A 23,628-nucleotide genomic window follows, 5' to 3' on the forward strand; every position below is an offset into this window, starting at 1 on the left:
TTCTCCTGCATCAGTCATCAGTCGTGTCGCGTGCGTCAGTCGGGGTGGAGGGCGCCGGACGGGCCTGCGCGGGTGGCGGGCCGTAGCCGCCGCCTCCGGGGGTCTCGATCACCAGGACGTCGCCGGGGCCAGCCTCCGCCGTGTCGCTGCCGTCGAGCCGTACGACGGTGCCGTCGGCGCGCTCCAGGCGGCCGGAGCCCAGGGCTCCCGGCTCGCCGCCCGCCATGCCGTACGGCGCCACCCTGCGGTGCTGGGACAGCGTGGAGACCGTCATGGGCTCCCGGAAGCGGATGCGGCGCACGGCGCCGTCACCGCCGCGCCACTGGCCGTCTCCGCCGCTGCCTCGGCGGACGGCGAACTCGTCGAGCAGGACGGGCAGTCGCCACTCCAGGACCTCGGGGTCGGTAAGGCGCGAGTTGGTCATGTGGGTCTGCACGACGGACGCGCCGTTGAAGCCGTCGCCCGCGCCGGATCCGGAGGCGACCGTCTCGTAGTACTGGTGGCGGTCGTTGCCGAAGGTGACGTTGTTCATGGTGCCGGAGCCCTCGGCCTGGACGCCGAGCGCCGCGTACAGGGCTCCGGTGATGGCCTGCGAGGTCTCCACGTTGCCCGCGACGACGGCCGCGGGCGGCTCCGGCGACAGGAGGGTGCCGGGCGGGACGATGATGCGCAAGGGGCGCAGACAGCCGTCGTTGAGGGGGATGTCGTCGGCCACCAGGGTGCGGAAGACGTACAGGACGGCGGCGTTGACCACGGCGAACGGTGCGTTGAAGTTGGTCGTCAGCTGGGGTGACGTACCGGTGAAGTCGATGGTGGCCGTGCGCTGCTCGCGGTCCACGGTGACGCGGACCGCGATGACGGCACCCGAGTCGGTTTCGTAGGTGAACTCGCCCTCTTCTAGGGCGTCGATAACGCGGCGCACGGAGTCCTCGGCGTTGTCCTGGACGTGCCGCATGTACGCCTGGACGACATCGAGCCCGAAGTTGTCGATCATGCGGGCGACTTCGTCGACGCCCTTCTGGTTGGCGGCGATCTGGGCGCGCAGGTCGGCGAGGTTCGTGCTCGGGTTGCGGGAGGGGTACCGGGCCTCGGTGAGCAGGCGTGAGGTCTGTTCCTCGCGGAAGCGGCCCGCCTCCACAAGGAGCCAGTTGTCGAAGAGGATGCCTTCCTCGTCGATGGTGCGGCTGTGCGCGGGCATGGAGCCGGGCGCGATGCCGCCGATCTCGGCGTGGTGGCCGCGCGAGGCCACGTAGAAGAGGATCCGCTCCCCCGGGGTGTCGAAGACCGGGGTGATGACGGTGACGTCGGGGAGGTGGGTGCCGCCGTGGTACGGGTCGTTCACCGCGTACGTGTCGCCGGGGCGCATGGCGCTGCCCCGGCGGCGGATGACCTCTTTGACGCTGGTGCCCATGGAACCCAGGTGCACCGGGATGTGCGGGGCGTTGGCGACGAGGTTGCCGTCCGGGTCGAACAGGGCGCAGGAGAAATCGAGCCTCTCCTTGATGTTGACCGACTGTGCCGTGGACTCCAGGCGGGCGCCCATCTGTTCCGCGATCGACATGAAGAGGTTGTTGAAGACTTCGAGGAGGACCGGGTCGGCCTCCGTGCTCGCGCGGGAACCCGTGGGCTCCGTGGCCCGTTCCATGACCAGGTGCCCGTCGTCGGTCGTCGCGGCCTGCCAGCCGTCGTCGACGACCGTGGTGGCGCCGGCCTCGGTGATGATCGCGGGGCCGGTGACGGTCCGGCCGGGCGGCAGCTCCTCGCGGCGGTGCAGGGGGACCTCGCGCCAGGCGCCCCCGGTGTGCAGGCGTACGGGGCGCGGAGCAGCCGTGGCACCGGGCGTCGTGGTGCCGCCGAGCGCGGAGAGGTCCGGGGGCTCGGTGAGGCCGGTGGCCTCCACGGAGAGGGCTTCGACGACGACGGGGCGGTCCAGGGTGAAGGAGTAGGTGGCGCGGTGGTGTTCTTCGAAGGTGCGCCGCATGGCCTCCGGCTCGGTGAGCTCCACGGTGAGCGTGGTGTCGGTGCCGTCGTAGCGCAGGTGCGCGCGGCGCGTGACGCGGACGCTGTCGTCGGGCACGTCCTCCGTGCGCAGTTCGGCGCGGGCCGCTTCCTCCAAGTCGTCCGCCGTCTTCAGGATGTGGTGCATCGCCGCGGCTTCCAGAGGTGCCTCGACGGACCGCTCGCGCATCGCCGTGGTGTCGGCGAGGCCGATGCCGAGGGCGGAGAGCACGCCCGCCATGGGCGGCACCAGGACGGTGCGGATGCCGAGCGAGTCGGCGACCATGCACGCGTGCTGGCCGCCCGCTCCGCCGAACGTCGTCAGGGCGTAGCGCGTGACGTCGTGGCCCTTCTGGACGGAGATGCGCTTGACAGCGGCGGCGATGTTGGCCACGGCGATCTGGAGGTAACCCTCGGCGACCTGTTCCGGCGTGCGGTCGTCGCCGGTGCTCGCGGTAATCTCGCGCGCCAGCGCGGCGAAGCGGTCGCGGACCAGCTCCTCGTCCAGCGGCTGGTCGCCGTCGGGGCCGAACACCTGCGGGAAGTGGGCCGCCGGGATGCGGCCGAGCGCGACGTTGGCGTCGGTGAGGGTCAAGGGGCCGCCGCCGCGGTAGCAGGCCGGGCCGGGGTCGGCACCCGCGGAGTCGGGGCCCACGCGGTAGCGGCTGCCGTCGAAGTGCAGCACGGAGCCGCCGCCCGCGGCCACGGTGTGGATGTCGAGCATGGGGGCGCGCAGCCGCACTCCCGCGATCTGCGTGGTGAAGACGCGTTCGTACTCCCCCGCGTAGTGCGAGACGTCCGTCGACGTGCCGCCCATGTCGAAGCCGATGACGCGGTCGAATCCGGCGAGCCGCGACATGCGGGCCATGCCCACGATGCCGCCCGCGGGCCCGGAGAGGATGGCGTCCTTGCCGCGGAACTGCCCGGCTTCGGCGAGTCCTCCGTTGGACTGCATGAACATCAGGCGCACGCCGTGGAGTTCGTCGGCGACGTGCTCGACGTACCGGCGCAGGACGGGCGAGAGGTAGGCGTCGACGACGGCGGTGTCACCGCGCGGCACGAGCTTCATCAGCGGGCTGACCTCGCTGGACAGCGAGACCTGCGGGAAGCCGATGGCACGGGCGAGGGCGCCGACGGCCTGCTCGTGGGCGGGATGGAGGTGACTGTGCACGCACACGACGGCGACGGCGCGGATGCCGTCGTCGTAGGCCTGCCGCAGCGGTCCGTCGAGCGCGTCCAGGTCGGGGGCGCGCAGCACCTCTCCGTCGGCGGCGACCCGCTCGTCGACTTCGAGCACGCGCGCGTACAGCTCTTCGGGCAGGACGATCTCGCGTGCGAAGATCTGCGGGCGGTTCTGGTACGCGATGCGCAGGGCGTCGCGGAAGCCCCGGGTGATGACGAGTGCCGTGGGCTCGCCCTTGCGCTCCAGGAGGGCGTTGGTGGCGACGGTGGTGCCCATCCGGACGGCGTCGATCGGTGCGGATCGCGGATCGACGGCGTGCGGCGGGTGGTGCGGGGCGCGCGAAGGGGCGTCGGTGTGCGCGCTCGCGCCGCTGGTCTCCCGGGTCCCGGAGGCTTCGGGGGTGTCCGCTTCGGCGAGCAGGTGCGCGATGCCCGCGACGGCCGCGTCCGGGTAGCGCGCGGGGTTGTCCGACAGCAGCTTGTGGGTGAGGAGGCGGCCGTCCGGGTGCCGCGCGACGATGTCCGTGAACGTGCCGCCCCTGTCGACCCAGAACTGCCAGCCAGTCACGTCTCAATCCCCGCTTTCGCGCTGTTCAGAGCGCCCGGAGGCCGCTGATCACGTCGCGCAGAATACTCTCGTCCGGCAGCTCGGCGGGGGGTACGGGGCGGGTGACGTGCACCAGTTCGTCGTCCACGAGATCGCCGATCAGGACGCGGATCACGCCGATCGGAAGGTCGAGTTCCGCCGCGAGTTCCGCGACGGACTGGGGGCTGTCGCGGCACAGGTCGACGATGTCCACGTGCTCCGGTGACAGCGTCTGGTCGGCCTCCGTGTCATCGGCGCGGGACTCCGCGACCACGACCGCGATCAGATCGAGGCGGTGCTGGGCCGGGCTGGTGGTGCGTCCGCGCGTCATGGCGTACGGACGTACCACCGGGCCGGCGTCGTCGTCGAACCAGCGAGGCGTCGAGGGAAGGGCCTGACCGTCGTCGTCGCTCATGCCCTCCCACTACCCTCCCGTGGGCAGGTCGGTGCGCGGCGCCGAACCCAGGTGCACGCCCACCCTCTTGACCAGCAGCGTCATCTCGTACGCGACCAGGCCGACGTCGGAGTCCGCGTCCGCGAGGACGGCGAGGCAGCTGCCGTCTCCCGCGGCCGTGACGAAGAGGAACGCGTCGTCGAGCTCGACGACGGTCTGTCTGACCTTGCCCGCCTCGAAGTGGCGCCCGACGCCCTTGGCGAGGCTGTGGAAGCCGGACGCGACGGCGGCGAGGTGCTCGCTGTCCTCCCGGGTCAGGTTCTTGGACACGCCCGTCGGCAAGCCGTCGCCGGAGAGGACGAGTGCTTTGCGGATGCTGGCGACGCGCTCCACCAGGTCGTCGAGGAGCCAGTTCAGCTCTCCCGATCCCCCGGTCGCGGTGGTGCGTGTGTCGGCCTTCGGTGCGGTCATCGACCGTCCCCCTCAGATGTCGTTCCTGGTGCTGTGCCGTCAGGGGCGGTGTCGCCCGCGGCGTTCTCTTCGCGGCCGCGCTGCCAGCCGCGCTGGAGCGAGGCCATGCGGCTGCGTACCTCGTCGGCGTCGCGCTCCTCCGGCCCCCCGGCGGCCGGGGCTGTGTCACGCTCCGTGCGGCGTCCGGGGCCTTCCTTGAGCTGGGGGGCGAGGTTCGCCTGCCGGACCCTGCGCGGCAGCCCTCCCAGGGCGGGCCTGCCGGTGTCCTGGGGCGCCGTGCGGGGCGGCGTCTCGGTGCTGCCTGCGGCCCGGTCCATGGCTTCCCTGTCCGTCCTCGACGCCCGGTCCGCACCGGGCGCTGTCTCCGTGCGGGTCGTGCCCCGGAGCGGGTCCGTCGCCGGGCGGCGCCGGGGCAGCGGCCGCGGGTCCGCCTGGGGGTCGCTCCGCTCCGGGCGGGGCGGCGTCAGGTCGGGCCAGCCGTCGTCGGTGCGCGGGCGGCGCGGCAGTTCGAGGCCCGCGCGGTCGGCCGCGGCGTCCCGGACGGGGGCGCTGTCGGTCCGGGCGTTCGGCGGGGTCGGGCCGGTCGGCCAGGTGTCGCGGCCGGTGCGGCCGCCCGGGGTGTCGCGGCGGGCCCGTGCATCGTCGCCGCTGTCGGGGGCGTCCGTGTCCCGCGCGCGGGTCGAGCCGACGCGGCGGCCGTGCGAGGAAACCAGCTTCGGCGCGCTGCGGCGCGGCAGGGGCACCGGGCCCCCGGGGGCCCGCTCGTCGTCCAGGAGGTCGTCGCGGCCGGGGAGGTCGTAGGCGGTGGGGCCGGTGGCCCGGGCGGGCTCGTCGAGCACCGGTTCGCGCGCCTGCTGGTGCTGCTCTCCGGGGCTGTCGGTGGCGCGGCGGCGGGGGCGGAACAGGCCGCCGCGCTCGCTGTCGGCGTCCTCCAGGTCACCGAGTTCGCCGAGGGAGCCCGAGAAGCCCTCCAGGCTCGCCATGCCGACCGGTGCCTCCAGTTCGACCGGCCCGTCCAGGATGGAGGCGGGCAGGCCGGGGAGCTGGACGGGGACCTGGGCGAGGGCCGCGGCGCGGTCGCCCGCCGGGTCGCCGCCCACTGGGGTGGCGGGCTGCGGCCGGTCGAGGCGGAACCCGACGCCGCCGGTGTCCGGTACGTCATCCGTGAGCAGGGACTCCGGGATGAAGACGACAGCAGTCGTGCCACCGTAGGGAGACGGCTGCAAGGAGACGCGGACACGCTGGCGTTGGGCCAGACGGCTGACGACGAAGAGGCCGAGGCGGTCGGTGTCGGACAGCTCGAACTCGGGTGTCTCCGCGAGGCGCAGATTGGCGTCGAGGAGCGCCTCGGACGCCATGCCGAGGCCCCGGTCGTGGATCTCCAGGGTGAAGCCGTTGGCCACGTGGTCCCCCAGGACCTGCACCGCGGTGTGCGGGGGCGAGAACACCGTGGCGTTCTCCAGGAGCTCGGCGAGCAGATGGGTGAGGTCGGCGACGGCAGGCCCGGTGACGGCGATCCGGGGCAGTCGGCGCACTTCGATGCGTTCGTAGTCCTCGACCTCGGCGACGGCCGCGCGTACGACGTCCATGAGCTGGACGGGCTTGCGCCATTGCCGGGAGGGCGCGGCGCCGGAGAGGATCACGAGGCCTTCGGCGTGCCGCCGCATGCGGGTGGTGAGGTGGTCGAGGCGGAAGAGGTCGGCCAGTTCGTCGGTGTCCTCGGTCCTGCGCTCCATGGTGTCGAGGAGCGTCAGCTGCTTGTGCAGCAGGACCTGGCTGCGTCGGGCGAGGTTGACGAACACCTCGGAGACGCCGCGGCGCAGGTCGGCCTGTTTGACGGTGGCCTCGACGGCGGCGCGCTGCAGGGTGTTGAGGGCCTGGCCTACCTGGCCGATCTCGTTCTTCTCGTAGCTGAGGCGGGGCGCTTCGGTCTCCACGTCGACCTGCTCGCCCGCCGCGAGCCGCCGCAGCAGGCCGGGCAGGCGCACACCGGAGGCCTCGTGGGCCTCCAGGCGCAGACGGCGCAGGTCGCGGATGAGGCCGCGGCCGATGCGGACGGAGAGCACGATGGAGACGACCACGGCGAGCAGGCCGACCACACCGGCGATGGCCAGTTGCACGATCACACCGACGGCCTCGGGGCGGGCCCGGTCGCGCAGCCGGTCGATGGCCGCGTCGTTGCGCTCGGCGAGACCCAGGAGGACCTTGTCCGCCTCCTGGTTCCAGTCGGAGGAGGTGACCGCGCGCGGGGTGCCGGGGCCGGACTCCGCGAGGGTCTTCTCGGCGTCGCGCAGGCGGGCGGTCTCAGCGCCGTTCCAGTACCGCTCGTAGCGGGCGCGCTCGCCGTCCGGGAGCTGGGCGAGGCTGTTGTCGAGGAGCAGCGAGCGCTGGGCCATCAGGTCGGTGACCTGGCGGATCTCGCCCTTCGTGACGGTGCCCGTGACCAGGGCGGAGGCGATCAAGGCGTCTTCGCGGGAGAGGAGTTCACGGGCCTGGTCGACGCCGACGAGGGCGCGGCTCTGCGCGGTGATGCTCACGTCGTCCAGGGCGTTGAGCGTCGTCAGGAAGCCGTAGCAGGGGTCGGTCAGACGCGTGTACATCTTCAGCGCCTTGTCGCGGCTGATGGTGCCTTCCTCGACGGTGCGGCGCAGGGCCTTGATGCCCGCGAAGGCGTCGAGGACGGTGGTCAGGCGTTCCTCGGAGTGGCCGTCGAGGACGTCGCGGGAATCGGAGTCGTCGGCGGCGGACCTGACCTTGGCGACGAGTTCGTCCGTGGCGTCGCGGCTGCTGCGCAGCGCGGCGAGCGCGTCCGACGCCCGTGGGTCCGCGAGGTAGACGAGCGTCTGACGCCGCTCCTCCTGGACGACCTGCACGGTGTCCTGGATGGGCTTGGCCAAGTCGTCGATGATGTACGCGGTGTCGATCAGCTTGTTGGCTTCACGCCCGGTCACGAAGGTGGCGAATCCCCAGATCGCCGTGAGGGACACGAGCGGCACGAGCAGCAATGCCACGATCTTCCGGCGGATCGACTTCCCGCGAAAGCGCATGGCCTCCCCTAGATCGGGCCCCTTGCAGCCGCGCGAATGGCCCAGGGGCACGCATGTGCGTCAACAAACGGCGTGAGCCTACTACTGACACACGAGCAACTCGAAGGCACGTCCGGACGCTTTTCAGCCGTGACGCGAAACGGACGTCGGGAGTTGTCCGCCCATTGCGGGAGATTGCCTCCCGCATGCGCCGCGCCCCGGGCGACCCCATCCCCCTTGCCGCAAAGGCCAGTTGGCCTGAAGTGTGCGACGACGGGAACCGATCACCCTTTCGAGTGACGTCTCGCGTGGAGCGGGAATCATCGGCGGGGCCCGTTCGTCGATCAGTACGGAAGGTGAGCGCGAGGTCGAACGGATGGGCGAGGCGACCGAGTGGGGCGCGCGGGGGCCGCACGACGAGGGGCGCGGGTTCGAACGGGCATGTACGGCTTGGCGGATGGCGTAAAGCAGCGTAAACCGGGCAGCAGCCAGGGAGTCGGACAGGAGACTCTCGGTGGCCGCGGGGCGCGGGACAGCGTGTGTGCGACACGCGTCGCGCCGTAAGGCAGCGGGGGGAGTGACGAGTTGATGAGCACGACGGAGCACGACACGGCGCCGCGGAAGGGCGCACACGGTGAAGCGGATGGCCCGGAGGTGAAGGTGGCCGCGCGACAGGAGGCCGGACAGGCCGTGGCGGGTCCACCTTGGCGGGCCGAGCGCGCGCGGAGACGTGAGCTGCACCGGGCCGAGCGAGACGCCATCGCCGGATCGGGTGGCGGCGAGCCGCAGGGCGTGGAGCTGCCGGACGTCGAAGCACGCCAGCGCCTCCCCGTACAGGAGACACGGAGCGCCGCACGCCGGGCCGCCCTTGAACGCGCCGCCCCGGACCGAGCCGAGCAGCGGGAAGCCGACACCGGCGGCCCGGTCACGCGAACGGGAGGCGAGCACTTGGGACTCGACGCGTATGAGGCACGGCGGCCACTGTGGATCGAGGAGCCCGCTGTCCGCCGACGCCTCCCGGACCCGGTGCGCACCGCCGCCGTACGGGCCGTGATCATCGTGGCGTTGACCCTCATCCAGGCGATGACGGCGTTCTTCTGCGCGATGGCCGGGTCCTGGCTGGCCTTTCCCATGGTGCTCAGCAGCGTCGCCAGCACGGTGGCTGCCACCTGGGGCGTCCTCGACGTCTGGGTGACCCGCCAGGTCTGGAGCCAGCGCAACGGCGTCGTGTCGGCGCCCAGCAGCACGGCACGCCAACTCCGGCGCGAGCGGCGCAGGGCCCGCCGGGCGGCTCGCGCGACCGCCCGCGCCAAGGAGGGCATACGGGGGCGGGGCGCGGCGCGACAGCTGTCGCACTCCTGACGGGGCGCCGCACCTCGCCGACCACACCTCTTCACTGCGGGTTGCGGGTTGCGGGTTGCGGTGTGTGGCTTGCGGCTTATGGGCGAGGCCCCCCCCGGGCGTACGCCGCCCGGCCGGTAGCACGTGCCGCGCGCCGCAGTCCGGGCCACCACATGCGCCCTGCGTGCCGTCACACTGCGTCCTCTGTGCCGTCACAGCGCGGCCGCGAGCCTGGCCCGCAGCTCTCGTCGGGCTCGCATGAACGCGCGCGGGCGGTCCACCGCCAGGACGGCGGTCGGGCGACCCTCGTACTCGTACACCGCCAGGAAGCCATCGTCGTCCGGGGCGAGACCACCTTCCTCCACGCGGACCGTGGCCTCGGTGGGGCGGTGGCCCGCGAACTGGAGACGGGAGCCGTACTGATCCGACCAGAAGTAGGGGAGAGCGTTCGCGGTCTCCACGGTGCGGGCTGCGAGCAAGTTGCGTACAGCTACGCGGGGTTGCTCCGTGGCACTCGTCCAGTGCTCGGCACGGACGCCACCGACACGGGCGACGTCGCCGACGGCCACCACCTCCGGCAGGGCGGTCACGCAGCCCTGATCGCAGGGGACTCCGCCGCGCAGCTCCCCACGGCCACCGTCGAGCCATGTGTGCTCCAGCCAGGCGGTGTTGGGGTACGCGCCGATGCCGACGATCACAACGTCGGCGGGCAGTAGGCGACCGTCGGCGAGCTCCACTGCGGCGACCCTGCCGTCCGGGGTGGACGCTGAGGCCGTCCACGCGGAAGCCGTTCGCGTGGCCGAACGAAGCCCGGGGCGCAGGCCCGCGACGCCCGTGCCGGTGAGCAGCCGCGCGCCGCCCCGCCGGTGCAGGTCGGCGCAGAACACGGCCATGTCCGGGCCGAGTTGAGGGACCAAGGGCAGCGGCGCCGCCTCCACGACGGTGACGTCATGGCCGAGCGTCACGCACGACGACGCGGTCTCCGCGCCGATGAAACCGCCGCCGATCACCACGACTCGGCGGGGGCCGCTGGTCAGCGCGGTGCGTAGAGCGCGGGCGTCGTCGAGGGTGCGCAAGGTGTGGACCCCGGCGAGGGGCGGGCCCGGCAAGCTCCGGGCCGCCGCGCCGGTAGCGATGACGACGCCGTCGCCGATGACCGCGCGGCCGTCGGCGAGCAGTACGGCGCGGCTGCCCGTGTCGAGGCCGCTGGCGGGGGTGCCGAGGAGCCATTCGGCGTCCAGGTCCGCCAGTTCGTCGGCGTCGGCCAGGGCGAGGGTGGGCTCGTCGGTGGTGTCGGAGGCCGGGGCGGTGCTGGTGCTGGGGCCGGGCGTGCCGGGAGTACGGACCGCGTCGGCCGTCGGAGGCGTACCGGTCGCGTCGGCACCCAGGGCCGTGGCGGCGGCACCGGGGGCCGTGGCGGCGGCGGGGGCCGTGCCGGTGGCGGCGAGCGTGAGGGCCGGGCCGGTCGCATCGGCTGTCGGGGGCGGGCCGGTCACGTCGGCCGTCGGGGCCGTCGGGGCCGGGCCGGTCACGTCGGCCGTCGGAGCGGCGATGGCCCCATCGGCCATGGACGCCTTGGGGCCCGGGCCCGAGGCCGGGCCCTTGAGGAAGGACTTGGACAAGGGTGGTCGGTCGTAGGGCATGTGGGGTTCCGCGCCGATGACCACCAGGCGGCCGTCGAAGCCCTGGGCGCGCAGCTCGCGGACCGCGTGGAGCCCGGCGAGGGAGGCGCCCACGACGATGACCGTCCTCATGCGGCGGAGCCCTCCCCCGCCGCCGCGCCCGCCTCGGCCGGGATCGAAGGCGCGTCTGTCACATGGACGTGGACCATGCCCTCCACGACGCTCACGCGGTGCGTGCGCACGGGGCGGCGCGCGGGCAGGCAGGTCGGTTCGCCCGTCCTGAGGTCGAACGAGGCGGCGTGCAGGGGGCATTCGATCTGGCAGCCTTCCAGCCAGCCCTCGGAGAGGGAGGCGTCCTGGTGGCTACAGGTGTCGTCGATGGCGTACAGGGCGCCGTCGGCGTTGAACACCGCGATGGGCGGGGTGGTGTCGAGACGGGCGGACGCGCCGGCGGGGAGGTCGTCGAGGCGGCAGACGGGAATCATGGCGTCCCTCTGGATCTCTCGGTCGGATGTGGTGGAAAGCTGGGCCCGGACCGGAGCGGTTGGGCCGGGTCGGTGCTTGGCTCGGTGCCTCAGGCTTGACTCGGTGCCTCGTGCTTGGCTCGTGGCTCGCGCTTGGCTCGGTGCCTCGGTGTCTCGGTGCTTGGCTCGGTTCGTGTGGCCCGACGGGTGCTCGGCTCCCGGCAGGGGTGGAGCTTCGGTGCCCGGACAGGACCGGAAGTTCGGTCTCCGGTCGGGTGCCGGGGCTCAAGCCCTGGTCCGGACACGGAGGTTCGGGCTTCTGACCTGGAGTGGAGGCTCAGGTCCTGGCCGGATGCGGCGAGGCCCCGGTGAGGCCCGAGGTCCGCGCCGAGTCCCGGGCCGAGACGTCCGGCCCCGGCCAGGTCGGGATCCGGCGAGGGGGAAGCTCAACTCCCGCCCGGAGCCCGGCCACAGCCGCGGCCGCAGCCCTGACCCCGACCCCATATCCAGCTCTGTCAGGAGACCTCAGCCCTGTCCGGCCCCGTTTCGGCTGAGGACTCTTCGGTAACATGAAGTTTCATATGGCGCACCACGTAGTGCTATGCGCAACAGAATCCGGTGGGACGCCCACGGAGTCAAGGGCTTCCCTGAGACGCGGCGTCAATCGCCGCCGAGTGGTGAGAGTTGAGATATGACCCGCACGCCGAAAAGCCCTGACCAGACCGAGGAGCCGCGTCAGGACGCGGCGAAGACCGGAAGGTCCCGCGCGCGGCAGTCCCGCGCGGCCGCGGGCTCGGTGCAGTCCGTGGACCGGGCCGTGAGCGTCCTGGAGATCCTCGCCCGGCACGGCGAGGCCGGGGTCACGGAGATCGCCGACGAGCTGGGCGTGCACAAGTCGACGGCGTTCCGGCTGCTCGGGGTCCTGGAGAACCGAGGCCTCGTCGGCCAGGCCAAGGACCGCGGCAAGTACTTCCTCGGCGCGGGCGTGCTGCGCCTCGCGGGCGCCGCGGCCGTGCGCATGGACATCTCCCAGGAGGGCGGCCCCGTCTGCCGCGAACTGGCCGACGAGCTGGGCGAGACGGTCAACATCGCGGTCCTCGACGACGACGCCGCGGTCAACATCATGCAGGCGCGCGGACCCGCGTCCGTGACCGCGCAGAACTGGCTCGGCCGCCGCACCCCGCTGCACGCCACCTCCAGCGGCAAGGTGCTGCTCGCCCATCTCCCGACGACGCTGCGCGAAGGCCTGGTCGCCCGGACGCTGCCGCGGCTCACCGAGCGCACCGTGACCGGCACGGTGGCGCTGCGGGGCGAGCTGGAGACCGTCGTGGAGCGGGGTTTCGCGACGGCCGTGGAGGAGTTCGAGGTGGGCCTCGCCGCCGTGGCCGCGCCGGTGCGCGCGCACGACGGCAAGGTGATCGGGGCGCTCAGCGCGTCCGGGCCGGTGTACCGGCTGACCGAGGACCGGCTCACCGAGCTGGCCAAGCGCACGGTCGCGGCGGCCGTGGACCTGTCACGCCGCATGGGCTACGGCCTCTGACCACGAGCCGCACCCACGGGGCGCCGTCGGCGTGCCGCCGGGCGTTCGCGTTCACCCTTTGACGGCCTCTTGACGGCTCCTCGATGCCGCTCGCACGATGTTCCTGATAGCGCAACGAACCGTGGAGTACGCAACAACAGCCCGCGTTTGCGCGCACTCGCGCAACGGTCCCCCGCAGAGGAGCCTGGCCGTGCCACACGAGGTCCGTGGCGTCGTCGCCGCGAAGAAGGGCGCACCCGTCGAGGTGCAGACGATCGTCGTGCCGGATCCCGGACCGGGAGAGGTACTCGTCTCCGTGCAGGCCTGCGGGGTCTGCCACACCGATCTGCACTACCGGGACGGCGCGGTCGGCGACGGCTTCCCGTTCCTGCTCGGGCACGAGGCCGCCGGGACCGTCGAGGCGGTCGGCGAGGGTGCCGACGGGCTGCGCCCCGGCGACTACGTGGTCATCGCCTGGCGCGCACCGTGCGGAACCTGCCGTTCCTGTCTGCGCGGCCGCCCCTGGTACTGCTTCGACTCCCGCAACGCGGCCCAGTCCATGACGCTCCTCGACGGCACGCCGCTGACCCCCGCGCTCGGCATCGGCGCGTTCGCGCGGAAGACGCTGGTCGCGGCGGGCCAGGCCGTGAAGGTCGACCCCGCCGCGCGCCCGGAGGCGGCGGGCCTCATCGGCTGCGGCGTGATGGCCGGGTACGGAGCCGCCGTGCACACGGGCGGCGTGCGCCGCGGTGACACCGTCGCCGTGATCGGCTGCGGCGGCGTGGGCTGCGCGGCGATCGCCGGGGCCGCGCTCGCCGGAGCCAGGCGCGTCATCGCGGTCGACGTCGACGACGCGAAGCTCGACGGCGCGACGCGGTTCGGGGCGACGGACACAGTCAACTCCCGGGGCACGGAGCCGGTGGCGGCGGTGCGCGGGCTCACCGGCGGCTTCGGCGTCGACGTGGCGATCGACGCGGTGGGCATCGCCGAGACCTACCGCCAGGCCTTCTACATGCGCGACCACGCGGGCACCCTCGTCCAGGTCGGCGTGCCCGACCCGGCGACGACCGTCGAACTGCCGCTGATCGACCTCTTCTCGCGCGGCGGCGCCCTCAAGTCCTCCTGGTACGGCGACTGTCTGCCCACGCGGGACTTCCCGATCCTCGTCGACCAGTACGTGCGCCGCAGGCTGGACCTCGGCGCCTTCGTCAGCGAGCGGATCGCCCTCGACGAGGTCGAGGCGGCGTTCGACCGGATGCGGGACGGCAAGGTGCTGCGCTCGGTGGTGGTCCTGTGACTCCCCCACAAGACCGCCCACAAGACCGCCCGGGATACCGCCCGGGATACCGCCCGGATGCCCTCTCGGAAGACCGCCCACAAGACCACTCCCGCGGCCCCCGCATCCCTCGCAGACCCCGCAGCCCCCGCGGCCCCCGCGTCGTCGTCATCGGTGCCGGAATCGTCGGCTGCTCCCTCGCCGACGAGCTCACCGCGCGCGGCTGGAGCGATGTCACCGTCCTCGAACAGGGGCCGCTGCCCGCCCCGGGCGGCTCCACGTCGCACGCGCCCGGGCTCGTCTTCCAGACCAGTCCGTCCAAGACGCTGAGCGAGTTCGCCGCCTACACCGTGCGGAAGTTCACCTCCCTGACCGTGGACGGGCTGCCGTGCTTCCACCCGGTCGGCGGCCTGGAGCTGGCCACCACCCCGGAGCGCTGGGCCGATCTGCGCCGCAAGGCCGGGCTCGCCGCGTCCTGGGGCGTGCGCGCGCGGCTCGTCGGCCCGGAGCGGTGCGCGGAGCTGTGGCCCCTGCTCGACAGCGGACAGGTGCTCGGCGGTCTGCACACGCCCGACGACGGAATCGCCCGGGCCGTGGCCGCCTGCCGCGCACAGATCGACCGGGCCGCCCGGCGCGGCGCCCGCTTCCTCGACCGGCACACCGTCACCGGTGTCGAGCGCGCCGGCGGCCGGGTCACCGGCGTGGTCACGGACCGCGGCACCTTCCCCGCCGACCACGTGGTGTCGGCCGCGGGCTTCTGGGGTCCGGTGATCGGACGGATGGCGGGCGTCGACGTACCGCTGCAGCCGCTCGCCCACCAGTACGCGAAGACGCGGCCGCTGCCCGAGCTCGCGGGCCTCAACGACCCGCGCACCGAGGCCTCCCGGCCCATCCTCCGGTTCCAGGACAGGGATCTGTACTTCCGCGAGCACACCGACCGCATCGGCATCGGCTCGTACGCCCACCGGCCGCTGCCCGTCGATCCGTTCACGGTCGACTCGTACGACGAGGCCGCCGCGCGGGGACGGACCGTGCCCGCGATGCCGTCGGCGCGTCCCTTCACCGAGGAGGACTTCGCGCCGAGCTGGCAGGACTGCTGCGGTCTGCTGCCCGCCCTCAAGGAGTCGGCGGTCGACGAGGGCTTCAACGGTGTCTTCTCCTTCACTCCGGACGGCATGCCCCTGCTCGGTCAGTCCCCGGCGCTGCGCGGCTTCTGGCTCGCCGAGGCCGTGTGGGTCACGCACTCGGCGGGCGTCGCCAAGGCGGTCGCCGAGTGGATGGTCGACGGCAGGCCCTCGACGGACATCCACGACTGCGACCTGACGCGCTTCGAGGACGCGCAGCGCTCCCCCGCGTATGTCGCGCGGCGCGGCGCCCAGCAGTTCGTCGAGGTCTACGACGTGATCCACCCGCAGCAGCCGATCGACCAGCCGCGCCCGCTGCGCGTCAGCCCCTTCTACGCCCGCCAACTACAGCTCGGCGCCGTGTTCCTGGAGGGCGGCGGCTGGGAGCGCCCGCACTGGTACGAGGCGAACACGCCGCTCACCGCGGGCCTGGAGCTGCCCGCGCGGGACGCCTGGTCCGCCCGTCACTGGTCACCGATCGCCGCCGCCGAAGCGCGGGCGACACGCGAACGGGTCGCGCTGTACGACATGACGCCGCTGCGCCGTCTGGAGGTCACGGGCCCCGGCGCGCCGGCCTTCCTGCAACGCATGACCTCCAACAACCTTCACAAGAAGCCCGGTTCGGTCACCTACACCCTCCTTCTCGACGAGGCGGGCGGCATCCGCTCCGACCTGACCGTGGCACGGCTCGCCCCCGACCACTTCCAGGTCGGCGCCAACTCCCCCGCCGATCTCTCCTGGCTACTGTGGCACGCGCCGGACGACGTGCACATCAGGGACATCACCCAGGGGACCTGCTGCGTCGGTGTCTGGGGCCCGCGCGCCCGCGCACTCGTGCAGCCGCTCACCCACGACGACTTCTCACACGCGGCCTTCGGCTACTTCAAGGCCCGGCGGACGTACATCGGCGACGTCCCCGTGACGGCACTGCGTCTGAGCTACGTGGGCGAGCTCGGCTGGGAGCTGTACACCACCGCCGACCTCGGCCTGCGCCTGTGGGACACGCTGTGGGACGCGGGGCGGGACCTCGGCGTCGTAGCGGCCGGGCGGTCCGCCTTCGCCAGCCTGCGCCTGGAGAAGGGCTACCGCGCCTGGGGCCAGGACATGACCACTGAACACGACCCCTACGAGGCCGGGCTCGGCTTCGCGGTGCGGGAGGACAAAGGCGACTTCGTCGGCCGCACGGCCCTGCTGGAGCGCCGCACGGCCCTGCGTGAGCACCCCGTGCCCCCGTCACAGCGCCGCACAGCCCTGCCGGAGCGCGCCCCCGGCCCCCGCAGGCTCACCCCGCTGCTACTGAACGACCCGGCCGCCGTCGTCCTCGGCAAAGAACCGGTGTACGTCGACGGGACCGCGGCCGGATACGTCACCAGCGCCGCGTACGGCTACACGCTGGGCCGCTGCGTCGCCTACGCCTGGCTGCCGCCGCTGCCCGCCGGAGCGCCCGCGCACATCGAGTACTTCGGGGAGCGGCTGCCCGCGACGGTCGCCGACGAACCCCTCTTCGACCCCGAGATGACCCGCATCCGGTGCTAGCCCCTCCCCCACCGCCCCCCTGGAGACCGCATGTCCCGCACCACCCGCGCCACCCGCACCACTCCCACGTACGACGTGATCGTGATCGGCCTGGGCGGCATGGGCAGCGCCGCCGCCCACCACCTGTCCGCGCGCGGGGCCCGCGTCCTCGGTCTGGAGAGGTTCGGCCCCGTGCACCAGCGCGGCTCCAGCCACGGCGGCTCCCGGGTCACGCGCCAGTCGTACTTCGAGGACCCCGCGTACGTACCACTGCTGCTGCGCGCGTACGAGCTGTACGAGCAGGTGGAGCGGGACACCGGTCGCGAGATCGCGATCCTGTGCGGCGGCGTGATGGTGGGCAGGCCCGACGGGCGGGTCGTCTCCGGGGCGCGGCTCTCCGCCGAGACCTGGGGCCTTCCGCACGAGATGCTCGACGCCCGTGAGATCCGCCGCCGCTTCCCGACGCTCGCGCCCCGCGCCGACGAGGTGGCGCTCTACGAGCGGCGCGCGGGCCTGCTGCGGCCGGAGAACACCGTGGCCGCGCACCTCCAGCTCGCCACCCGGCAGGGCGCTGACCTGCGCTTCGAGGAGCCGGTCGTCCGGTGGGAGCCGTGCGGCGCCGGCGTACGCGTGCACACGCCCGATGACACCTACACCGCGGGCCAGTTGGTGATCTGCCCCGGCGCCTGGGCGCCCGAACTGCTCGCGGACCTCGGGGTGCCGTTCACGATCGAGCGGCAGATCATGTACTGGTTCCAGCCGACCGGCGGCGTGGGCCCCTTCCTGCCCGAGCACCATCCGATCTACGTGTGGGAGGACCCGGAGGGCGTCCAGGCGTACGGCTTCCCCGCGATCGACGGCCCCGAACTCGGCGCGAAGGTGGCCTTCTTCCGCAAGGGCGAGGTCTGCACTCCGGACACCATCGACCGCACGGTCCACCCGCACGAGGTCGCCGCGATGGCCGGCCACATGTCCCGCCAGATCCCGCTGCTCCCGGGGCGCCTGCTCAAGGCCGCCACCTGCATGTACACGACGACGCCCGACGAGCACTTCGTCATCGCCCGGCACCCCGCCCACCCGGAGTCGGTGACGGTCGCCTGCGGGTTCTCCGGGCACGGCTTCAAGTTCGTGCCGGTCGTCGGCGAGATCGTCGCCGACCTGGCGCTCGACGGCGCCACCGCGCACCCCGTCGAGCTGTTCGACCCGCGCCGGATCACCGGCCCGCTGCCCGCCGCGGCGCCCGCTTAGGAGGACCGACGTGACGACCCAGGTCTCCACGAGTCTCATCGCGACCCTGCCCGGCCGCTCGTACACCGACCCCGAGGTGTTCGAGCGGGAGCGGGAGCGCGTCTTCGAGGCGCTGTGGGTGTGCGCCGTGCGCGCCGCCGACCTCGGCAGGGCCGGTGCGTACCGCACCGTCCAGGTCGGCCGTGAGAGCGTCCTGATCACCCGCGCCCGCGACGGCGGCCTGCGCGCCTTCCTCAACGTCTGCCGGCACCGGGGCGCCCGTCTGTGCGCGGACGACGCGGGCGAGGTGCGGCGCGGCCTCCAGTGCCCGTACCACGCCTGGACGTACGGCCTGGACGGCAGGCTCGTCGCGGCGCCGAACCTCACCGGGATGCCGGACGTCGACCGCACCGCGTACGGCCTGGTGGCGGTGGCGCTGCGGGAGTGGCTCGGCTACGCCTGGGTGTGTCTGGCCGACGAGCCGCCGTCCTTCGAGGAGACCGTGGTCGGCGACGTCACCGCACGCCTCGGCGACCCGGCGGCCATCGAGCGCTACCGCCTCCACGACCTGGCCATCGGACGGCGCGTCCGCTACGACGTGCGCGCCAACTGGAAACTGATCGTCGAGAACTTCATGGAGTGCTACCACTGCGCGACCATCCACCCCGAACTGACCGACGTCCTGCCGGAGTTCACCGACGGCTTCGCCGCGCAGTACTACGTGGGGCACGGCGCGGCCTTCGGCGACGAGGTGCGCGGCTTCACCGTCGACGGCAGCGCGGGCTTCGCGCGCCTCCCGGAGGTCGCCGACGACCAGGACCGCCGCTACTACGCGATCACCGTCAGGCCGACGGTGTTCGTGAACCTCGTACCGGACCACGTGATCCTGCACCGCATGTTCCCGCTCGCCGTGGACCGGACGGTCGTCGAGTGCGACTGGCTGTACGCACCCGACGTCGTGGCCTCCGGGGCCGACCTGTCGAAGTCGGTGGAGCTCTTCCACCGGGTCAACGAGCAGGACTTCGCGGCGTGCGAGCGCACCCAGCCCGCCATGAGCTCCCGGGCCTACCGGCAGGGCGGGGTGCTCGTGCCGACCGAGCACCACATCGGGGAGTTCCACGACTGGGTGACCCGGCTGCTCGGCTGAGCACCACGCGCGTGTGCCTCAGGTCGTCGCGGGCCGCTTGTACATCCGCGTCGCCGTGATCTCCCCGTGCACCGTCTCCTCGGCCGGGGCCTGCTGTTCCTGCGGCAGGCCCGGCCGCAGGTGCTCCTCGACGCTGATGTACTTCAGGCCCGCCCGCAGGTCCGCGTCGTTGCGCAAGCGGATGACCAGCGGGAACTCCGCGAGCGCCGTCGTGTCGAACAGGCCGGTGGTGTACAGCAGCTGCACGCCGAGGGCGTCCGAGACGGCCCGCTGGAGCTCCAGGAGGTACGTGGCGTTGGCGCGGCCGATGGGGTTGTCGAGGAACAGGGTGCCCGCGTGGCGGTGCTTGTCGCGGCCCCGGTCGTTCGACCGCAAGGCGGCCATCGTGCAGTACAGGGCGATGGCGGCGGTCAGCAGCTGGCCACCGGAGAACACGTCGCCCATCTGGCCGACGGGGACGCGCTCGGCGCGCAGCACGGCGTCGGGCTTGAGGATCTCCACGGCGATGCCGCGCGGCTCCAGGGCGGCCTGAACTCCCCTGAGCAGCAGGGACATTCCGTCCCTTCGCAGGTCGGAGTTCTTCTTCACGGCCGCGCGCGTGGCGTCGTCGATGACAACGCCGAGGCGCTCCACGAGCGTGGCCTGGTCGGGCTCTTCGAAGCGGATGCGCAGGAACTCCTGGCCCGACCACTCGCCGAGGCCTTCGGGGAGCTGCGACAGGCGCTGGGCGGACCGCAGGGTGGCGAGGGCCGACTCGACGAGGCCGCGCAGCCGGTCGACGATGCTGTCGCGGTTGCGCTCCAGCTGCTCCAGCTCGTCGGTCAGCACGCGCAGGCGGGGCGCGAAGGCGTCCGCCCACTTCTTGGCGTGCTCGGGCAGGGCCGCGGCGGGCAGCTCGCGGATCTGCTGGCGGGCCGGGGTGCGGACCTGTTCGTAGCGGGTGGAGTTGGCGTGCCGGACGAGGATGTCGCTGGCCTCGCGCACCGCCGTCTCGGCCGCGGACAGGTCGGCGGCGCAGCCACGCAGCGAGCGGCGGGCCTCGGCGGCGGCCTGCCGGGCCTCCTCCAGGGTGCCGGGGTGGGGCTCGGGCTGCTCGTCCTCGTCCGCTTCGTGGTGCTCGCGCAGCAGGTCGCGCAGGAGCGCGGCCGTCTCGTCGAAACCGCCTGCCGCGTCCTCGGTGGCGCGGTGGGTGCGCAGGAGTACGGCGTGCGCCTCCTTGGCCCGGGTCAGGGCCTCGCTGTGCGCGGCCAGTTCGCCCGTGGCGGTGCGCAGCAGCGCCTGGGCGTGCTCGGCGTCGGCGGGCGCCAGGTCCTCGGGCAGCTCGGTGTGCGCGTCGCCGTCCTCGGGCGCGTGCCGCTCGGCCTCGCCGCGCAGACGGCCGAGCTGCTCGCTGGCGGCGGACGCGCGGGACTCGATGAGCTGGACCTGTGCCTCCGCGCGCGCGGCGGCGGCCTGCCGGGAGGGGCCGTCGGCGCCGTCGGTGCCTTCGAGGAGCTGGGCGGCGCGGGTGCGCACCTTGTTGCTGAGCCGGTCGAGCTCGGCGAGGGCGGCGGACTCGTCGCTCTCGGCCCGGGCCTGCTCGGCGCGCAGGTCGGCGCCGACGCCGACCTTCTCGTAGAGCTGCGAGGCCGCGCGGTAGGCCTCGCGCAGGGCGGGCAGCGAGGTCTTGGGGGCGTCCTCGTCCAGGGCGAGGTCCTCGGGGGCGCCGGCGATCTCGGCGCGCTCGGCGCGCAGCGCGCGGGCGGTGCGCCGGGCGTCGTCGGCGGCACGCTGCGCGGCCCGGCGGTCCTCGTCGGCGGCGCGGGCGCGGTCGAGGCAGGTCTGGGCGCGGGCCTCGGACTCCACGGCCTCGTCGGCCAGTTCGCGCAGTTTCGTCTGCCATCCGGCGCGCTCGCGCAGTCGGAACGCGAGGCCCGCGAGTGCGTCGGCGGCGCGGCGGGCGCGCTGGGCGGCCTCCTGCCGCTCGTCGCGCACGCGCGCGGCGTCGCCCGCGACCTCGTCGGCCTCGGCGCGGACGGTGCGGGCCTCGGTCAGCTCGGCCTCCGCCTCCTCGGCGAAGGCGCGGGCCTCGCGCGCGGCGACGGCCAGCTCGCCGAGGCGCCCGGCCGGGCAGCCGGAGCGCCAGGACGTGAGCCGGGCGGCCAGCTCCCGGTCCTTGGCCAGGCGCTGGGCGAGCACGCGGATCTCGTCGTCGCGCAAGGTGGCGCGGGCGCGCAGGGCCTGCCGCTCCTCGTCGGCGGCGTGCTCGTCGTGCATGGCCGGGTTCGGCGGCACCAGGAAGACGGCGTCCTCCGTCGCGGCCTCGTCGCCCGGGGCCGGGGCGAGGAAGGCGGCGGCCGTGCCGACGGCCACGGTGGAGCGCGGCAGCAGGGCGGCACCGGCGAGCGCCTCGCGGGCCCGCACGTGCGTGTCGGGGTCGGTGATGATGACGCCGTCGACGAGCTCGGGCCGGGCCGCGAGCACGCGCGCGTGGTCGGTGGGGTCGACGGCCTGGGCGAGATAGCGCCAGCCGGGCAGTGCCGGGATGCCCTGCTCGCCGAGGAACTCGACGGTGGCCAGGACGTCGGGGCCCGGCGGCAGCAGGCCGCCGTCGCCGAGCGCGCCGAGGATGCGGGAGTCGTCGGCGGCCGCGGTGCGCAGCTCGAACAGCTGCCGCTCGGCGGCGGCCACGCCGTCCTCCAGGAGGGCGCGCAGATCGTCGGCGCTGTGGTCGAGGTGCTCGGCGGTGAGGGCCGCGGTCTCTCCGGGGCGGCCTTCGTGGTCGGCGGTCGCGGCCGCGTCGGGCGTGCCGCCGGGGGCGTCGTCGGCGGCCGCGCGCCGCGGCTGCGGCACTCCGGCGCCGGGCGCGCCCTCGCTCGGGGCACCGGGCAGACCGAGGAGCTCCACGAGCCGCTCGTCGCGCGCGAGGGACTCGGCGGTGCGCCGCTCCGCGTCGTACGCCTGCTCGGCGGCCGTCGCGGCGTCGGCGGCGCGGGCCGCGGTCAGCTCGGCACGGGCCTCCGCGGCGGCGGCCTCCTTGGCCTGCTCGGCGGCCCTGCGCCCGGCCTCGCGGGCGGTGTCCCAGGCGGCGACGGCGGTCTTCTCGGCGTCGCTCGCGGCGAGCGCCGCGCGCGCCGGGTCGGCGTCGGGCGCGCTGTCGTCGAGCCAGCCCGCGCGGACGGCCTCCGCCGTCTCCTGCTCGACCTCGGCCAGGCGCTGGCGCAGGTGACCGGTCTCGCTGCGGGCGCGCTGCGCCTCGGTCGCGGCGGCGGTGGCGTCGCGGTGGGCGGCCTCGCCGGTCTCCTGGAGGGCGGCGGAGCGCTCCTCCTCCTCGTTCGCGTGCGCCTCGGCGTCCTCGGCCGCCGTGTGCAGCGCCCGGACGAGGTCGGCGGCGGCCTTGGCGCGGGCGGCGAGCGCGGGGGCCGCGTCCCGCTCGGCCTCGCGGATGGCGGCGGCCACGCGCGCGGAGCGGTCGGCGGCCGCCCGGTGGCGCAGGACGGCCTCTGCGGCCTGCCAGGCCGCGTGCAGGGTGCGGGCGTCGGCCAGCTCGCGGCGCTGGGCGGTGGCGGCCTTCTCGGCGACGGTGAGCGCCAAGGAGGCGTGCCGGTAGGCCAGTTCGGCGGAGATGAGCGCGGAGCGCTCGCGGGCCTGCTCGGCCGAGGTGACGGTGTGCGCGGCGGCCGTGACCTGCTCGGCGAGGTCCGCGGCGCGGCCGCGCTCCTCGACGGCGCGGGCGGACAGGCGCCGGGCGAGGGTGCGGGTGCGCCGCTCGGCGCCCGCGTGCACGTCACGCGCGCGTGCCCGGGTCTCGGCGGCGTCGACGATCCGGCCGAGCAGGTCGACGGAGCCCGCGGTGAAGTCCCGCTCGGCGATGAGCTCGGCGCGGCGGCCCAGTTTGTTGCCGAAGCCGTGGACGAGGTCGGCGAGGCCGTCCGTGTCGCGCGTGTCCGTGACGGCGCGCAGCAGCAGGTCGGTGAAGTCGGAGTCCTTCTTGACGGCGAACAGGCCCGCGGCCTCGCCCTCGTCGGCGTTCATCTCGCGCTGGTAGCGGAAGAGTTCGGGGTCGAGGCCCAGGTCACCGAGGTGTTCGTTCCACCGGTCGTGGATCTCTTCCCAGTGCACTTCGAGGTGCGGGTACGCCTTGCCCGCCTCCGTCAGGGCGTCCCGGAAGCCCTTCATGGTGCGGCGGCGGCCCTGCGCGCCCGACGCGCCTTCCGCGGCGGCCCGGACGGCGGTGGACTCGGCGACGGGCAGCGAGTCCAGGCTCAGGCCGGGTCCCGGCCGGAACGAGTACCAGGCCTCGGCGAACTTCCGCGGGTCGTTCGAGACCTGGCGGCCGCGCCACTCGCTGACCTTGCCGACGACGACGCACTCGCCGGTCAGCGTGTGCTGCCACTCCAGGGCGACGTGGCCGCAGTCGTCGGCCAGCAGGAACTTGCGCAGGACGCCGGAGCTGGCGCCGCCCAGGGTGTTGCGGTGGCCCGGGAGCATCACCGAGAAGATCAGCTTGAGCAGGACCGACTTGCCGCCGCCGTTCTCCAGGAAGAGCACTCCGGCGGGTGCGGGCCTGCGCGGCGGGCCGACCGGCTCCTCCTCGAAGAACTCCGCCTGCGCGGGCGCGGGGTCGGGCACCACGTCGCCGACGCCGCGCAGGTCGAGGACGGTGTCGGCGTAGCGGGCACCGGCAGGTCCGATGGAGTAGAGGCGGACCCGGGACAGCTCGTACATGGCGGCGGACTCTCGTCGTAAGTCGGTGA

General features: G+C 73.8%; 13 protein-coding genes. 6 read left to right on the plus strand and 7 right to left on the minus strand.

Annotated features, from left to right (window positions below; all coding sequences use genetic code 11):
- Positions 1 to 10: 10 nt before the first annotated feature.
- From CP982_RS08215 to CP982_RS08230, 4 genes are read right to left on the minus strand one after another with little or no spacing between them, the layout of a single operon-like run.
- A complete protein-coding gene (locus CP982_RS08215) occupies positions 11 to 3,748 on the minus strand; it encodes a hydantoinase B/oxoprolinase family protein (RefSeq protein WP_150509918.1) in 3,738 nt (1,245 codons plus the stop codon).
- A 25-nt stretch (positions 3,749 to 3,773) separates the two neighbouring features.
- The gene (locus CP982_RS08220) at positions 3,774 to 4,181 is read right to left on the minus strand and encodes a DUF742 domain-containing protein (protein ID WP_144002210.1); all 408 of its coding nucleotides are present in this window, start codon (positions 4,179 to 4,181) and stop codon (positions 3,774 to 3,776) included.
- 9 nt (positions 4,182 to 4,190) lie between these two features.
- On the minus strand, positions 4,191 to 4,631 hold the full coding sequence (locus tag CP982_RS08225) for a roadblock/LC7 domain-containing protein (RefSeq protein WP_150509919.1): 441 nt from the start codon (positions 4,629 to 4,631) through the stop codon (positions 4,191 to 4,193).
- Positions 4,628 to 7,678, minus strand: coding sequence for a sensor histidine kinase (locus CP982_RS08230; RefSeq protein WP_150509920.1), 3,051 nt, complete (start codon positions 7,676 to 7,678; stop codon positions 4,628 to 4,630). The genes CP982_RS08225 and CP982_RS08230 overlap by 4 nt, the downstream gene beginning before the upstream one ends.
- Positions 7,679 to 8,347: 669 nt before the next feature.
- Here CP982_RS08230 and CP982_RS08235 point away from each other — a divergent pair.
- Positions 8,348 to 9,019 carry a hypothetical protein gene (locus tag CP982_RS08235; protein ID WP_372503338.1) on the plus strand — a complete coding sequence of 224 codons (672 nt, stop codon included), beginning with the start codon at positions 8,348 to 8,350 and terminating at the stop codon, positions 9,017 to 9,019.
- A 191-nt stretch (positions 9,020 to 9,210) separates the two neighbouring features.
- On the opposite strand, the gene CP982_RS08240 is transcribed toward CP982_RS08235, so the two are convergent.
- Together CP982_RS08240 and CP982_RS08245 are read right to left on the minus strand one after the other, a co-directional pair.
- Positions 9,211 to 10,752, minus strand: coding sequence for an NAD(P)/FAD-dependent oxidoreductase (locus CP982_RS08240; protein ID WP_150509921.1), 1,542 nt, complete (start codon positions 10,750 to 10,752; stop codon positions 9,211 to 9,213).
- Positions 10,749 to 11,105 (minus strand): bifunctional 3-phenylpropionate/cinnamic acid dioxygenase ferredoxin subunit, encoded by a 357-nt coding sequence (locus CP982_RS08245; RefSeq protein ID WP_150509922.1) that lies wholly within the window; start codon positions 11,103 to 11,105, stop codon positions 10,749 to 10,751. The genes CP982_RS08240 and CP982_RS08245 overlap by 4 nt, the downstream gene beginning before the upstream one ends.
- Positions 11,106 to 11,880: 775 nt before the next feature.
- Between CP982_RS08245 and CP982_RS08250 the strand changes: the two genes are divergently transcribed.
- The 5 genes from CP982_RS08250 to CP982_RS08270 all read left to right on the plus strand — a co-directional run bounded on the left by CP982_RS08250 (position 11,881) and on the right by CP982_RS08270 (position 18,892).
- Positions 11,881 to 12,624 (plus strand): IclR family transcriptional regulator, encoded by a 744-nt coding sequence (locus CP982_RS08250; protein WP_150515373.1) that lies wholly within the window; start codon positions 11,881 to 11,883, stop codon positions 12,622 to 12,624.
- A gap of 190 nt (positions 12,625 to 12,814) precedes the next feature.
- The gene (locus tag CP982_RS08255) at positions 12,815 to 13,900 is read left to right on the plus strand and encodes an S-(hydroxymethyl)mycothiol dehydrogenase (RefSeq protein ID WP_150509923.1); all 1,086 of its coding nucleotides are present in this window, start codon (positions 12,815 to 12,817) and stop codon (positions 13,898 to 13,900) included.
- Between the two features lie 104 nt (positions 13,901 to 14,004).
- Positions 14,005 to 16,539: a GcvT family protein gene (locus CP982_RS08260; protein WP_150515374.1), complete on the plus strand. Its 2,535-nt coding sequence runs from the start codon at positions 14,005 to 14,007 to the stop codon at positions 16,537 to 16,539.
- 30 nt (positions 16,540 to 16,569) lie between these two features.
- The gene (gene solA / locus CP982_RS08265) at positions 16,570 to 17,766 is read left to right on the plus strand and encodes an N-methyl-L-tryptophan oxidase (protein WP_150509924.1); all 1,197 of its coding nucleotides are present in this window, start codon (positions 16,570 to 16,572) and stop codon (positions 17,764 to 17,766) included.
- 10 nt (positions 17,767 to 17,776) lie between these two features.
- Positions 17,777 to 18,892, plus strand: coding sequence for an aromatic ring-hydroxylating oxygenase subunit alpha (locus CP982_RS08270; protein WP_150509925.1), 1,116 nt, complete (start codon positions 17,777 to 17,779; stop codon positions 18,890 to 18,892).
- 18 nt (positions 18,893 to 18,910) lie between these two features.
- On the opposite strand, the gene CP982_RS08275 is transcribed toward CP982_RS08270, so the two are convergent.
- Positions 18,911 to 23,599 (minus strand): hypothetical protein, encoded by a 4,689-nt coding sequence (locus CP982_RS08275; protein WP_150509926.1) that lies wholly within the window; start codon positions 23,597 to 23,599, stop codon positions 18,911 to 18,913.
- Positions 23,600 to 23,628: the final 29 nt, after the last annotated feature.

Origin of the sequence: Streptomyces spectabilis, assembly GCF_008704795.1 — a bacterium.
Classification (GTDB): Bacteria; Actinomycetota; Actinomycetes; order Streptomycetales; family Streptomycetaceae; genus Streptomyces; species Streptomyces spectabilis.